The sequence below is a fragment of the Streptomyces sp. NPDC006643 genome (assembly GCF_042870175.1).
Taxonomy (GTDB): domain Bacteria; phylum Actinomycetota; class Actinomycetes; order Streptomycetales; family Streptomycetaceae; genus Streptomyces.
Genome location: NZ_JBIAHA010000009.1, coordinates 155,167 through 168,287, shown reverse-complemented (window position 1 = coordinate 168,287; position 13,121 = coordinate 155,167). Strand labels below are relative to the sequence as shown.

Here is a 13,121-nt window from a genome sequence, read left to right as displayed (position 1 = left end):
ACCACACCAGTTGGACTACAGAGTGTCGAACTCGCCTTTCCTCGCACCGTCCAGGAAGGCTTCCATCTCGGGCGCCTCGAAGATCAGCGCCGGCCCGTCGGGATCGGTCGAGTTGCGCATCGCCACCTTACCGCCCGGCAGGGAGGCGAGTTCGACGCACTGACCGTTGGCCGAACTCTTCTCGCTCTTGATCCAGTCCGCCGTGATGGAACCCGCGGAGACACCATTGCGATAGCTGTCCATACGCTTCTCCCTGGCTGAGTGCCCGTGGTGCAATTGCACGGGCTGGAAACACGGCGATATTAGACCGCGCCACCCGAGGGGAGCTGTCCCCCTGAAGAGTGATCGCGGTATACCTCCGAGCGCGGCATCAGCCAGCAGAAAAACGTTCGATTACCCTCGCCGGGTCCGCCGGTTCACTTTCATCCAGGAGCAGCCATGACCACGGAGCAGGAAGCCCGCGACGCCATCCACCACGCGTTCGGCGAGAGCGCGCACGCCGAGGTGACCGCCTTCCCGGCGGGCAATCTCTCGATCACCCTCACCAAGGGCGAGCACGCGGCGACGATCGACGGACACCCGGAGAGCGGCTGGGGATGGACCGTCGACCCCGCCGAGGACGAGGGATTCAGCGGGCACGAGAACACCGCCGACTCGCTCGACGAGGCACTCGCCGGCGTACGCGCGGGCCTCATCTGACCATTCCCGTACGGCGCCCACCCGTCTCGCCCGCACCAGGTACCTTGAGACGGTGAATGTCCCGGCACGGAAGGCGCGCGCCCGTCGCGCGATCCCCGCGCCGATGAACTCGGCGGTGCGGCGGACGGCTTGGGGAGTCCGGCAGCGTGCCGCAGGAGTGCTGTCGGCGCTGCTTCTCGGCGTCGTCACCCTGGTCTCCCCCGCTCCGGCGTCCGCGCTCGGCGCCACGAGCGCGGGCGTGGGCGCCCCGGCGGCCACCCCCGTACAGCGGACACTCCCCCAGCAGACCGACCGGCCGACGCGCTCCGAGCGGACCTCCACGGGTGCGCCGACCCGGACGGCGCCCACCGGTCTGTGGGCGCCCGAACGTACCCGGCAGCACCCGGCGCCGGGGCCCGACAGCGGCGCCCTGCCGGTCCCCGCGGTCCTTCCCGTCCCCCGCGCCGTCGTGGAGTGCGCCTCCCCGGCCGGCTTCGCCGCATCGACGACCGGCCCTCCGGGTCTGCCGGACGTACGCGGACCTCCAAACGGGAGCAGTCATCCGCACTGTCCCGTTTCCGCGCCGGTGCACCGCCCTCGGTAGAGGTGGGCGGGCCTGAGAGCCAGGCCCGTGTCCCCCCGTGGCGCGGCGCTGTCCGGCGCCCTCCCGGAGGATTCCCATGACTCGCGCCACCACGGTGCGGGCAGTTCTGGCCGCGGTCGTCCTGCTCGTATCACTCTTCGTCACTCTGACCATGAGCCCCAGACTGGGGCTGGACCTGCAAGGCGGTACCCGGCTCGTTCTCCAGGCCAAGGACTCACCGACCGCGAGAGCGGACCGGGAGAGCACCGACCGTACGGTGGAGGTGCTGAGCCGGCGGATCGACGCGCTGGGGGTCTCGGAGCCGACCGTCACGCGCTCGGGCGAGGACCGTGTTCTCGTCGAACTTCCCGATGTCACCGATCCGCGCGAGGCGGCCGAGGTGCTGGGCAGGACAGCCCAGTTGACGTTCCATCCCGTCCTCGGCGTCCCCGACGACAGTGCCTCCGACGACAGTGCCTCCGACGACGGCGCCGCCCCCGCACCGGACCGGCCGGAAGCCGGGGAGTCGGAGCTGCCCGACGAGAGCGGGCGGATGCTCCGGCTCGGGGCCTCGGACCTGTCGGGCGCGGGGGTTCAGGACGCCCGCGCGGAGTTCGACGGGCAGCGCGGGGCGGGCTGGTCCGTCTCCCTCGACTTCCGTGACGACGCCTCCCGTCTCTGGACACGGCTGACCGGTGAGGCCGCCTGCCACCCGCCCGAGGACGACCGGCGCCGGGTCGCGATCGTGCTGGACGAGAAGGTGATCTCCTCGCCCCAGGTGAGCCCTTCGGTGGCCTGCGGGGCCGGGCTGCCGTCGGGCACCACACAGATCAGCGGGTCCTTCTCCGCCGACGAGGCCAGGGACCTGGCGCTGCTGATCAAGGGCGGGGCCCTGCCCGTGCCGGTCGAGGTCCTCGAACAGCGCACGGTGGGCCCGACGCTGGGCGCCGAGGCGATCAGCGCCAGCGCGCGGGCGGCGGTCATCGGCGCCGGTCTGACCGCCGTGTTCATCACCTTCGTGTACCGCCTCTTCGGCGGCCTCGCGTCGCTGGCCCTGGCCGGGTACGCGCTGATCTCGTACGCCGCCCTGGTCGCGCTCGGTGTCACGCTGACGCTCCCCGGGCTGGCCGGGTTCGTCCTCGCCATCGGTATGGCCGTCGACGCGAACGTCCTGGCCTTCGAGCGGGCGCGGGAGGAGTACGCGAGCCGTTCCGGTCGTACGAGCCGCACCCTGCGGTCCGCGCTGGCCGCGGGATTCCGCAACGCCCGTACCGCGGTCGTCGATTCCAACGTGACGACGCTGCTCGCCGCCGGTCTCCTCTTCGGTCTCGGATCGGGGCCGGTGAAGGGGTTCGGGGTCACGCTCGCCGTCGGCGTACTCGTGTCGATGTTCTCCGCCCTGGTGCTCGCGCGGGCGTTGACCGAGATGGCCGCGCGCTCCCGCTTCGTCACCGATTTCCCCGGCGTCAACGGAATCGGTCTGCGGGGCCGGGTGCGTACGTATCTGACCCGCCGGGACCCGCGGCTGTTCCGCAGGTCCCGGCGGTGGCTGGTGGTCTCGACGGTCGCGGTGGCGCTCGCCGTGCTGGGCGTCACGCTGCGCGGGCTGAATCTCGGGGTGGAGTTCACCGGCGGGCGGCTCATGGAGTACTCGACGAGCAGGCCGGTCGACGTCGACACGGCACGCACCGCCCTGGCCGGCGCCGGGTTCGCCGACGCCGAGGTGACGACGGCGGGCGAGCGGGAGTTGTCCGTACGCACCGGCGACACCGGCGAGCGGGCCGAGGCCGCCATCAGGGGCGCCCTGGCCGAGGAGGGCGGCACGGCCACGAAGACACGGGACGATCTGATCGGGCCCAGTCTCGGCGACGAGCTGAGGCGGCACGCGCTGATCGCGCTGGGGATCGCCGTCGGGGCCCAACTCCTTTATCTGGCCGTGCGGTTCCGGTGGTCGTTCGCGGTGGCGTCGGTCACCGCGATGGTGCACGACGTGGTGATCCTGGTTGGCGTCTTCGCCTGGCTGGGACGTCCGGTCGACGGCATCTTCCTGGCGGCACTGCTCACCGTCATCGGCTACTCGGTCAACGACTCGGTGGTGGTCTTCGACCGGGTCCGTGAGCTGTGGGCGAGGAGGCCCGGCGGTCCCCTGCTGCCGGTGGCGCGCACCGCCGTACTACAGACCGTGCCCAGGACGGTGAACACGGGGATGGGCGCGCTGTTCATCCTCACCGCCCTGGCGGTGCTCGGCGGGGACTCGCTCAGGGACTTCGCGCTGGCGCTGCTGATCGGCATCTGTGTGGGGACGTACTCGTCGGTGTTCACGGCGGTGCCGGTCGCGCTGGAGATGGAGTCACGCCGGAAGGGAAGTCCGCCGGCCCGGCCGTCCCGGCGCGGCGACGGCCGTGCGCGACCGCTGCCCGGTCGCGGCCGTCCCGCCGACAACGGGGCACGGGTGTGACGCGGGCCTGACGGGGGGTGACGCGGGCCGGGGACCCGGGCGTGGGGGCGTTCCCACGTCCGGATCCCCGGCCGTCGTGCGGTCGTGCGGTCGTGCCGTCGCGCCGTCGTGCGGTGTCGTTACGGGACGAGCCGGAGGAGCTTGTTCGGGGAGCCGGTGCCGACGCCCGAGAGCACGTTGGACGTCGCGCCGTTCACCAGCGCCGTGGCGACGGCCGCCGGCGAGGAGCCCGGGTGGTTGGTCAGATAGACGGCGGCGGCGCCCGAGACGTGCGGCGCGGCGAAGGAGGTGCCGTTACCCGTGTAGGTCGCGCTGTCCGAGGTGTTCCAGCCGGCCGTGATGTCGGAGCCCGGCGCGAAGATGTCCACGGTGGGGCCGTAGTTGGAGTAGGTGGCCCGCGCGTCCGTCCGGGTCGTGGCGCCGACGGTGATCGCGGTGGCCACCCGGGCGGGTGAGTAGTTGGACGCGAGCGCGCCCGAATTGCCGGCCGCGATGGAGTACGTCACCCCCGACGCGATGGATCTGCGCACCGCGTCGTCCAGCGTGGTGCTGGCCCCTCCGCCGAGCGAGACGTTCGCGACGGAGGAGGCGACGTGGTTGGCGGTGATCCAGTCGACACCGGCGATGACGCCGGCGGTCGTACCGGAGCCGTTGTTGCCGAGGACGCGCACGGCGACGATCTTCGCCTTCTTCGCCGCGCCGTAGGTGGTGCCCGCGACGGTCGTGGCGACGTGGGTGCCGTGACCGGCGCCGTCCTGGGCGGTGGCGTCGTTGTCGACGAAGTCCCAGCCGTACGAGGCCCGGCCGCTGATCTCCTGGTGGCTGATGCGCACGCCGGTGTCGAGGACGTAGACGGTCGTGTTGCCGCCCGCCGAGTCCGGGTAGGTGTAGGTGCCGTTAAGCGGGAGGTTCGGCTGGTCGATGCGGTCGAGGCCCCAGGGCGCGTTGGTCTGGGTGGCGGTCGCGTGGACCTTCTGGTCCTGCTCGACCCGCGCGACCGCGGGGTCGGCCGCGAGCCGCTTCGCCTCGGCGGCGCTGAGTGTGGCGGCGTAGCCGTTGAGCGCGGAGGTGTAGGTGCGCTTGATCTGGCCGCCGTAGCCGGATATCAGTTTCTTGCCCTGGGCCGTCGACGCCTTGAGCCCGGCCGTCTGCTTCAGGGTGACGATGTAGCTGCCGGGCACCGCCTCGGCCGCGCCGGCGTGCAGAATCCTGCCTTCCGCCGGGGCCGCCTGGGCGGGGGCGGCCAGACCCGCGCCGAGTACCGCCGCCAGGGTCGCCGCGGTGGTGACCGCCACGGTGATGCGCCGCTTGGTGTCGCGTACTGCTGCCATCGAGAGAGTCCTTCGAACGGTGGCGCGTTGGTTTTCCACGCGCCGGGTGGGGGTGGCGTACGGAGTCGTACGCCGCACACCGACGATGACCTGCCACGTTTGGGCGGAACAAGCGATTCCGGGGTGATGTCATGGCCGCGACACGCGATTGACACTCCGTCAACTCCTCGTAACGCACAGGCAATGCGACCTTCGTGCGAACGGTCCGGCCGGGGCGGAGGCGTAGATCAAGTCGGCCCATGGCTTGTATTAAGTCAGTCGATTGACTCGCTATTCGATCTCGGATTGACTGCGCTGAGTCGAGGGGTTCGACAGGCCGAGGGGCGAGCGGCCGGACAGCTGAACACCCACGCACCGGCACCAGTTCGAGGAGGCCAGCGGTGAGCGTCGGACACGGCAGGACCACACGGGCCGATCGTGTCGCGGAGACCCGTGAGGCGATCATGTCGACGGCGGAGCGGCTCTTCGCCGAGCACGGGCTGTCGGCCGTGTCGAACCGTCAGATCTGCGAGGCCGCGGGCCAGGGCAACGTCGCCGCCGTCAGCTACCACTTCACCGGCAGGGCCGGTCTGATCCGCGCCATCCTCTGGAAGCACGGCGAGCAGATCGATCTGATCCGGGGGCGGCACCTGGCGGAGGCCGGCGACAGCGACGACATCCGGGACTGGGTGGGCTGTCTGGTGCGCCCGGTGGCGGAACATCTCGCCTCGCTCGGAATCCCGTCCTGGCAGGCCCGCTTCGGCGTCCAGGTCATGAACGACCCGCTGCTGCGCGCGATCAGCATCGACGAGGCCCTCGTCAGGACCTCTCTGCGGCGGACCCTCGAAGGGCTCCGCCACTGCGTGGCGGACATGCCCGTCGGCGTACGGGCCGAACGGGCGGACATGGCACGCCAGTTGATCACCCACACCTGCGCGGAGCGGGAGTACGCACTGGCCGAGGGCGCCGCACCGGCGCGCTCGTCGTGGGCGCGCACGGCCGGCGCGCTGACGGACGCGATCGTCGGCCTGCTCACCGCGCCCGTCACGCCTCGTGCGGCGTCGTAGGCGTGCGTACGGCGACGACCGGAGCCGTTCACGGTGGACGCCGAGCACCGCACCCCGCGGGCCGTCGTCCCGATCACCGGGGAGAGTAGGGTCGATGTAGAGATCCGGCGGTCGGACCCCCGCCCGAGGCGACCGGGGCAGGTCCCCGAAGCAGTGCCGAAGTCGCCCTGTTCGCCCTGTTCGCCCTGTTCGCCTGCGGGATGCCCGGTTCGCCGAGCCTTTTCGCGGGCGCCTCGCGGCGGCCCCCGACGGTTCTCCTCTTCTCTTCGCCAACGGCGAAGGGTCGGTGGTGCGCCTGTCCCCGGCGAACCCGCCGGCCCCAGCCGCCTCGACCACCCGGACCACCCGGACCACCCGGACCACCGTTCAACCCACGAAGTGAGACACCTATGACCACCGCTGTACAGGGATCGTCCGTCGACCTCCCCGCCCCCGACGGAACCGCCGACGCCTATCTGGTCCAGCCCGAGTCCGGCGGCCCGTACCCCGGCGTCCTGCTCTACATGGACGCCTTCGGGCTGCGCCCGAGCCTCAAGGCCATGGCGGACCGGATCGCCGCGGCCGGCTACACCGTCCTGGTCCCCAACGTCCTCTATCGCGCCGGGCGGGCACCACTGGCGGAACTGCCCGCGTTCATCAGCGACGACCAGCGACCGAAGATCTTCGAGGGCCTGCTCCCCCATCTGCGGTCGCTGACCCCGGAGATGAGCGTCCGGGACGCGGGCGCGTACCTCGACCGGCTGGCCGCCGACCCCCGCACCACCGACGGGCCGGTCGGCATCACCGGCTACTGCATGGGGGCCGGTCTGGCGCTGCGCACCGCCGCCGCGTACCCGGACCGGGTCGCGGCGATGGCCGGGTTCCACGGCGCGTATCTCGCCAGTGACGCACCCGACAGCCCACACCTCGGCGCCGACCGGATCACCGCCGAGCTGTACTTCGGCCACGCCGACCAGGACGCCACGCTTCCCCCCGAGCAGATCGACCGGCTCGACAAGGCCCTCACGGACGCCGGCGTCCGCCACCGCGCCGAGGTGTACGCGGGCGCGCACCACGGCTACACGCAGGTGGACACCGCGTCGTACGACGCCGAGGCGGCCGAGCGGCACTGGGTGGCGCTGCTGGATCTGCTGGGCCGCGCCCTGTAGTTCCTGAACGAGGAGTGCGAGGGGGCGACCGTCGCGCCGGTCAGAGCAGGCCGGTGGCCCGTAGTGACGGCTGGAGCAGTTCGCCGTGCGCGCGCACCATGTAGTCGCACAGCTCCCAGATACGTTCCACGGGCAGTGCGGCGGCGGTCGCCGGGTCCGCCATCGCGGCCTGCCGTACGGAGCGCGGGTCGTCCTCCAGGGCCGCCCTGACGACCAGGTCGTTCATGCTCAGATAGTTGCGGTTGAGCGCCGCGCACTGGGCGGGCAGCGCGCCCACGCGGGTCGGCTGGACGCCCGACCCGTCGACCAGGCACGGTACTTCGACCGTTCCGGTGGCCGGGAGGTTGTCGATCAGGCCGTGGTTGGGGACGTTGCCGTAGACGGTCCTGGGGGTGCCGGTGACGATGCTGTGGATGATCTGGGGCGCGTACTCCATGGTGCCCTCGACATCGAGCGGGGTGCCGGCGGCGAGCGCGTCACGGGTCTTCTCGTAGAGGGCGACGTTCTCGTCGACGATCCCGAGGTACGCGCCGACGGGCAGCCGCAGCCGCTCGATCTCGCTGTCGTGGTGCAGATACCAGGGCACGTACTCGGCGGAGTGCTCGCTCGTCTCGGTGGGGTAGTAGCCGAGGCGCCGGTACATGTCGACGCGTACGCGGCGCCGCAACTGGGGTTCGGCGGCGATGAGTTCGTCGAGACGGGGGTAGAGGTCGGCGCCGTCGTGCTCGAACCGCAGCAGCCACGCCTGGTGGTTGACCCCGGCCGCGCGGTAGGTGACCTCCTCGTACGGCACGCCGAGCAGGTCCGACAGGTCGCGCAGGGTCCAGTAGACGGAGTGGCACAGGCCCACGACCCGGGTCAGACCGGTGGCGGCGGTGAGGTACTGGACGTTCATCGCCATCGGGTTGGTGTAGTTCAACAGCCAGGCGTCGGGGCACAGTTCGGCGATGTCCGCGCCGAGCGCCTTCAGCAGGGGGAAGGTGCGCAGGGCCCGGAAGATGCCGCCGATGCCGAGGGTGTCGCCGATGGTCTGGCGGACGCCGTGGGCGGCGGGGACGTCGAAGTCGGTACGGGTCGAGCCGCCCATGCCGACCTGCACGATGTTGATGACGAACCGGGCGCCTGCCAGGGCTTCCCGGCGGTCGGTGTGGGCGGTGACGCGCGGGGTGGCACCGCTGCGGCCGGCGATGTGGCGGGCGGCGCCGTGGGCGGTGGCGAGCCGTTCCGGGTCGATGTCGTGCAGGGCGATGTGGATGTCACGGAGTTCGGGGAAGGCGAAGAGGTCCGTCAGGAGCCCCTGGGTGAAGACGACGCTTCCGGCGCCGATGAAGGCGATCTTGGTGGTGCTCATCAGAGGGTGGCTCCGTTGCGATGGGTGGTGGTGCGGGCCGCCGCCGCGGCGGCGAGCGCTTGGTGGGCCTCGTACGCTTCGTACGCCTCGTCCCAGGTGGGCTGGGCGGGGGTGCCGCCGTACGCGCGGGTGGACAACGCACCGCAGACGGCGGCGAGTTCGAGCGCGTCGGCGGTCGAGCGTCCGGCCAGGACGGCCGCGACGAAGCCGGCGTCGAAACTGTCGCCCGCGCCGACCGTGTCGAGCGGGCGGGCGGGGATGCCGGAAGTACGGACCGGGGAGCGGCCGTTGTGGGCGAGGGCCCCGTCGGCGCCGTCCTTGACGACCACCAGCGGTCCGCGCGAGGCGAGTCGACCGGCGACCGCGTCCAGTGGCGTGTCGTCGGGCAGCCCGGCGAGCGCGCGGGCCTCGCGCGCGTTAGGCAGCAGGATGTCGGTGACGGCGAGCAGTGCGCCGAGCCCCGGTGAGCCGTCCTGGTCCCAGGTGCCGGCGGGGTCGTCGTTGGTGTCGAGCGAGGTGGTGGCGCCCCGGTCGTGTGCCGTACGGAACAGTCCGGGCAGCGCCGGGGCCAGGCGCGGCAGCAGGAAGTACGAGGCCGCGTGCACATGCCGGCAGTCGCCGAGCAGCGCGTCGGGTACGTCGTCGGCGCCGGTGGCGGCGAGGGTGCCGGGCGAGGTGAGGATCGTACGGTCCTCGTCGCCGCGCGTGATCACGACGGTCAGCGGGGTCGGCAGAGCGGGGTCGATCCGTACGGCGCCGGTGTCGACGCCCCGCGCGGCCAGCGCCGCCACGGCGAACCGCCCGGCCTCGTCGTCCCCGACGCGTCCGGCGAAGGCGACCTTCAGTCCGAGCCTGGCGGCGCCGCACGCCATGATCGCGGCGGAGCCGCCGAGCGTCAGCAGCCCGCTGTCGACGAGTTGTTCGCGCTGGCCGAAGGCGAGGGGCGCGTCGAGCGGTCCGACGACGATATCGGGATTGATGTCCCCGACGACCAGCAGATCGAAGGCGCGAGAGGTGGTCGGGGCGTGCGTGCGGGGTGAGTTGTGCGGCATCCGGCTTCCCTGAAGTACGCGGCGGTGTGTGGAGAGATGCGCGAGGTGGTCCGGTCTCATCCCTTGAGCCCGGAGGAGGTGATGGACTGGATGAAGGACTTCTGCGCCACGAGGAAGGCGATCAGCACCGGCAGCACGGTGATCACGTTGCCCGCCATGACGGCGGCCCACTTGGTGTGGTGCTGCCCCTGGAACGTGGTGAGTCCGAGCTGCAACGTGTACTGCGTGTCGTGGTTGATGGCGATCAGCGGCCAGGTCAGGTCGTTCCAGGTGGTCAGGAACGTCAGCACCGCCACGGTGCTGAGCGCGGGCTTCGACATCGGCAGGACGACGAGGAACAGCACCCGCAGCCGTGAGCAGCCGTCCAGCCACGCGGCCTCTTCCAGTTCCCTGGGCAGCGAGAGGAAGAACTGCCGCAGCAGGAAGACCGCGAAGGGGGTGACGAGCGACGGCACGATCAGCGCGCCCAGGGTGTCGATGAGACCGAGGCGCTTCATGACGAGAAAGGTGGGGACCATCGTGAGCTGGAACGGGATCGCCATCGTGGCGAGCATCAGCCCCAACAGCAGCCGGGACCCGGCGAACCGCATCCGGGCGAAGGCGTAGCCGCCGAGTGCGCCGAACAGCAGGTTGGACGCGACCGCGACGACCGAGACGATCAGCGAGTTGGCGAACCAGCGGGGGAACATGGCGTTGCCGAGGACATAGCGGTAGCCGCCGAGGTCGATGCCCGAGGGCCACAGGGCGGGCGGGAAGCGGTTGATCTCGGCGTCGCTCATCACGGAGCTGAGCACCAGCCAGATCAGCGGGATCGCGAAGACCAGCGCCAGCGGCGCGAGCAGCAGATGCCAGGCGCTGAACGGCAGCCGGGCGAGTCCCCGGCGCCGGGTCGGCGGGGCGGCCGGTGCGGTGGTGACGGTCATGTACCGGCTCCTTCGAGGTTCACGGGGCGTGCGGAGCGCCGCTGTTCACGGCCCCGGACCAGGCGCAGACCCACGGTGACCAGGCCCAGCGCGACCGCGAGCAGATAGGCCGCCGCCGCGCCGTAACCGGCGGTGAAGTTCTTGAACGCCTGCTCCCAGATGAAGTAGACGATCACGGTCGTGGACCCGAGCGGCCCGCCCTTGGTCGTCACGTACACCAGGTCGAAGACCTGGAGGGCGTTGATGGTCTGCCACACCAGCAGGAACACGCTCACCGGTTTCATCGCGGGCAGGGTGACGTGCCGCAGGAGCTGCCATCGCCCGGCGCCGTCGAGGCGCGCCGCCTCGATCAGGGACGGCTGGACGTCCTGAAGCGCGGCGAGACAGACCACGACACAGAAACCGGTGCCGCTCCACAGCGAGATGGCGACGAGGACGAGCAGGGCCTGGCCGGGGTCGGTGAGGAAGCCCTGCGGGGAGATGCCGAGTGAGTTCAGTACGGAGTTGGCGGCGCCGAACTCCGGGTCGAGGATGAAGGAGAACAGCACGCCCTGGGCCGTGGCCGAGATGACGAACGGCACGAAGATCAGGGTCCGGTAGAGCCCCACGAGCCGGATACGCCGGTTCAGTACGAGGGCGAGCGCCAGGCCGAGGCCGATGCTCAGCGGCACGTACAGCGCCGTGTAGAGCAGGGTGTTGCGGACGGCCTGATGGAAGTTCGGGTCCTGGCTGAGCGCGCGGTAGTTGTCGAGCCCGACCCAGCGGCTGGGGGTGACGAGGTCGGACGCCTGGAAGGAGAGCAGGGCCGACCAGGCGACGGGGACGACGCTCAGCCCGAGGATGATCAGGACGGCGGGCGTGACGAACGCCCAGGCGGTCGCGGTCTCGCCACGGCGCAGCGGCGAGCGGCGCCGGCCGGAGCCCGGTGCGGCCGGCCGGCCGGGATCCCGCGCGCCTCCGCCTCGACCGGCGGCGCGGTCCGCGTGGTCCCGGCGTCCGTCCCGGGTGCGGTCGCCGCGTCCGTCCCGCGCCGGGAGGGTGAGCGGTGTGGGCAGTCTCGCCATGGTGGGTCTCCTCAACGCGGGATGAGCAGCGCGGCGTCGGCCGTACGGGCACACCGGCGCAGTGCGTCGGCGGGGCTGGATCTGCCGAGCAGCACAGCGGCGATGGCCTGGCCGAGCGCCTGCGAGATCTGCGGATACGCGGGGTGCACGGGCCGTACCCGCGCGGTCTCCAGCGCCCGTGTGAACACCGCGAGACCTTCGGTCCGCGTGTCCTGGGCCCGCCAGGCGGGCAGCGCCTGGGTCCGTCGGCTGAGCGGCAGACTGCCGGCCTGGATGTCCCAGCGCACGTCCTGGGCGGGCTGGGCCAGCCAGGTCACAAAGGTACGGGCGGCCCGCACCCGGGCCGGGCCGTTGTCGAACACGGTCCAGGTGTCGGGTCCGGAGATGGTCATCGGCCTACGGCTGTAGCTGGGGAGCGGGACGACGTGGTAGTCGATCCCCGCGTCGCGGATGTCGGGCAGCTGCCACGGTCCCGTGACGACCATGCCCATACGTCCGGAGAGGAAGACCTGGTACATCTGCTCGCTGCCGGTCTTGGGGTCGACGTACACACTCTTCGCCCGCGCCAGCGCTTCGACGGTCTCCAGTGCCCGGACACCGGTCGTGGCGAAGCCGATCGACTTCCCGTCCGGCGCGACGACATCACCGCCCAGGTCCCACACCATGGGCCAGAGCCGCCACACGGTGTCCTCGTCCCCCACTCCCGGCCAGCCGGTGCCGAAGATTCCGCGCCTGCGGTCGGTGAGGCGGGCGGCCGTGTCGGTGAACTCCTGCCAGGTCCAGCCGGCTCGGGGCAGCGGCAGACCGGCCTCGCGGAAGAGCTTCTTGTCGCAGACGACGGCGAGCGAGTCGAGAAGGGCGGGGACCGCCCGCACCTGGCCGTTGACGGTGACGGCCTCGCGCGCCGGCGCCCAGTAGTCGCTCCACGGGGTGGGTCCGGAGCGGACCGTCTCCGAGAGGTCGACCACCGAGGGGCTGCGGGCGACGCCGGCGAGGTCCGAGCCGAAGATGTACGCCACGTCTGGGAAGGAACCGGACGCGAGCGCCGCGGTGATCTTCTGGAGCATGGCGTCGGAGATGACACCGCCGCCGGCGTCGACGCGGATCTTGGGATGCGTCCGGTTGAAGTCCTCGACCAGGGCCTCGATCGCCGCGCGGCCGGTGTCCGTCTGACCGTGCCACAGCTCGATCGTGACCCGTCCGTCGGCGCCGACGCCGTCGGAGGCTCCCCCGGCGCAGCCGGCCGCCGTGGCCGGCACGGCGGCGGCGGCGAGCGCGAGTCCGGAGCCCCGGCGCAGGATCCCGCGCCGGGACACGCGGGGCGGGACGCGGCGGTCGACGGCCATGTGCACCTCCATGCTTCGTACGTCGGGCGCCCGGCGTCCGGCACCACGGTGGGCGCGACGGCGACAGCGCTCCGAGGGGAAGGGTTCGGACCCGGCCGGGTGCGTGCGTGTACGGCGGTGCCGCACCGGGCCGGGTGAAGT

Annotated in this window: 12 protein-coding genes; 5 read left to right on the top strand and 7 right to left on the bottom strand. The window is 71.7% G+C overall.

The window, feature by feature from the left end:
• Positions 1 to 15 precede the first annotated feature (15 nt).
• A complete protein-coding gene (locus tag ACFYNU_RS14710) occupies positions 16 to 243 on the bottom strand; it encodes a DUF397 domain-containing protein (RefSeq protein WP_356585556.1) in 228 nt (75 codons plus the stop codon).
• A gap of 195 nt (positions 244 to 438) precedes the next feature.
• Here ACFYNU_RS14710 and ACFYNU_RS14705 point away from each other — a divergent pair, with 195 nt between their 5' ends.
• The 3 genes from ACFYNU_RS14705 to secD all read left to right on the top strand — a co-directional run bounded on the left by ACFYNU_RS14705 (position 439) and on the right by secD (position 3,719).
• The gene (locus ACFYNU_RS14705) at positions 439 to 699 is read left to right on the top strand and encodes a hypothetical protein (RefSeq protein WP_356585555.1); all 261 of its coding nucleotides are present in this window, start codon (positions 439 to 441) and stop codon (positions 697 to 699) included.
• A gap of 52 nt (positions 700 to 751) precedes the next feature.
• On the top strand, positions 752 to 1,282 hold the full coding sequence (locus ACFYNU_RS14700) for a hypothetical protein (protein WP_356585554.1): 531 nt from the start codon (positions 752 to 754) through the stop codon (positions 1,280 to 1,282).
• Positions 1,283 to 1,358: 76 nt separating this feature from the next.
• On the top strand, positions 1,359 to 3,719 hold the full coding sequence (gene secD / locus ACFYNU_RS14695; RefSeq protein WP_356585553.1) for a protein translocase subunit SecD: 2,361 nt from the start codon (positions 1,359 to 1,361) through the stop codon (positions 3,717 to 3,719).
• Between the two features lie 119 nt (positions 3,720 to 3,838).
• On the opposite strand, the gene ACFYNU_RS14690 is transcribed toward secD, so the two are convergent.
• Entirely contained in the window at positions 3,839 to 5,050 is a 1,212-nt protein-coding gene (locus tag ACFYNU_RS14690) for a S8 family peptidase (RefSeq protein WP_356585552.1), read from the bottom strand.
• Positions 5,051 to 5,493: 443 nt separating this feature from the next.
• On the opposite strand from ACFYNU_RS14690, the gene ACFYNU_RS14685 reads away from it, so the two are divergent.
• Positions 5,494 to 6,096 carry a TetR/AcrR family transcriptional regulator gene (locus tag ACFYNU_RS14685; RefSeq protein WP_388766327.1) on the top strand — a complete coding sequence of 201 codons (603 nt, stop codon included), beginning with the start codon at positions 5,494 to 5,496 and terminating at the stop codon, positions 6,094 to 6,096.
• A 389-nt stretch (positions 6,097 to 6,485) separates the two neighbouring features.
• The gene (locus ACFYNU_RS14680) at positions 6,486 to 7,244 is read left to right on the top strand and encodes a dienelactone hydrolase family protein (protein WP_356585550.1); all 759 of its coding nucleotides are present in this window, start codon (positions 6,486 to 6,488) and stop codon (positions 7,242 to 7,244) included.
• A gap of 40 nt (positions 7,245 to 7,284) precedes the next feature.
• Here ACFYNU_RS14680 and ACFYNU_RS14675 read toward each other — a convergent pair whose 3' ends face one another.
• Genes ACFYNU_RS14675 through ACFYNU_RS14655 form a run of 5 tightly spaced genes read right to left on the bottom strand, consistent with a single transcriptional unit; the run spans position 7,285 to position 12,980 of the window.
• Positions 7,285 to 8,595: an alpha-glucosidase/alpha-galactosidase gene (locus ACFYNU_RS14675; RefSeq protein WP_356585549.1), complete on the bottom strand. Its 1,311-nt coding sequence runs from the start codon at positions 8,593 to 8,595 to the stop codon at positions 7,285 to 7,287.
• On the bottom strand, positions 8,595 to 9,647 hold the full coding sequence (locus tag ACFYNU_RS14670) for a sugar kinase (protein WP_356585548.1): 1,053 nt from the start codon (positions 9,645 to 9,647) through the stop codon (positions 8,595 to 8,597). Before ACFYNU_RS14670 ends, ACFYNU_RS14675 begins: the two co-directional genes overlap by 1 nt.
• Before the next feature lie 56 nt (positions 9,648 to 9,703).
• Positions 9,704 to 10,570, bottom strand: coding sequence for a carbohydrate ABC transporter permease (locus tag ACFYNU_RS14665; RefSeq protein WP_356585547.1), 867 nt, complete (start codon positions 10,568 to 10,570; stop codon positions 9,704 to 9,706).
• Positions 10,567 to 11,634: a sugar ABC transporter permease gene (locus tag ACFYNU_RS14660; protein WP_356585546.1), complete on the bottom strand. Its 1,068-nt coding sequence runs from the start codon at positions 11,632 to 11,634 to the stop codon at positions 10,567 to 10,569. The genes ACFYNU_RS14665 and ACFYNU_RS14660 overlap by 4 nt, the downstream gene beginning before the upstream one ends.
• A gap of 11 nt (positions 11,635 to 11,645) precedes the next feature.
• Complete coding sequence (locus ACFYNU_RS14655) at positions 11,646 to 12,980, bottom strand: ABC transporter substrate-binding protein (RefSeq protein WP_356585545.1); 1,335 nt, start codon at positions 12,978 to 12,980, stop codon at positions 11,646 to 11,648.
• Positions 12,981 to 13,121: the final 141 nt, after the last annotated feature.

Bases quoted from the DNA above. Each gene is read 5' to 3' on its own strand.
- ACFYNU_RS14670 (WP_356585548.1), bottom strand. From the start codon at position 9,647: ATGCCGCACAACTCACCCCGCACGCACGCCCCGACCACCTCTCGCGCC.
- ACFYNU_RS14655 (WP_356585545.1), bottom strand. From the start codon at position 12,980: ATGGCCGTCGACCGCCGCGTCCCGCCCCGCGTGTCCCGGCGCGGGATC.
- ACFYNU_RS14685 (WP_388766327.1), top strand. From the start codon at position 5,494: ATGTCGACGGCGGAGCGGCTCTTCGCCGAGCACGGGCTGTCGGCCGTG.
- ACFYNU_RS14675 (WP_356585549.1), bottom strand. From the start codon at position 8,595: ATGAGCACCACCAAGATCGCCTTCATCGGCGCCGGAAGCGTCGTCTTC.
- ACFYNU_RS14680 (WP_356585550.1), top strand. From the start codon at position 6,486: ATGACCACCGCTGTACAGGGATCGTCCGTCGACCTCCCCGCCCCCGAC.
- ACFYNU_RS14660 (WP_356585546.1), bottom strand. From the start codon at position 11,634: ATGGCGAGACTGCCCACACCGCTCACCCTCCCGGCGCGGGACGGACGC.
- ACFYNU_RS14690 (WP_356585552.1), bottom strand. From the start codon at position 5,050: ATGGCAGCAGTACGCGACACCAAGCGGCGCATCACCGTGGCGGTCACC.
- ACFYNU_RS14665 (WP_356585547.1), bottom strand. From the start codon at position 10,570: ATGACCGTCACCACCGCACCGGCCGCCCCGCCGACCCGGCGCCGGGGA.
- secD (WP_356585553.1), top strand. From the start codon at position 1,359: ATGACTCGCGCCACCACGGTGCGGGCAGTTCTGGCCGCGGTCGTCCTG.
- ACFYNU_RS14710 (WP_356585556.1), bottom strand. From the start codon at position 243: ATGGACAGCTATCGCAATGGTGTCTCCGCGGGTTCCATCACGGCGGAC.
- ACFYNU_RS14705 (WP_356585555.1), top strand. From the start codon at position 439: ATGACCACGGAGCAGGAAGCCCGCGACGCCATCCACCACGCGTTCGGC.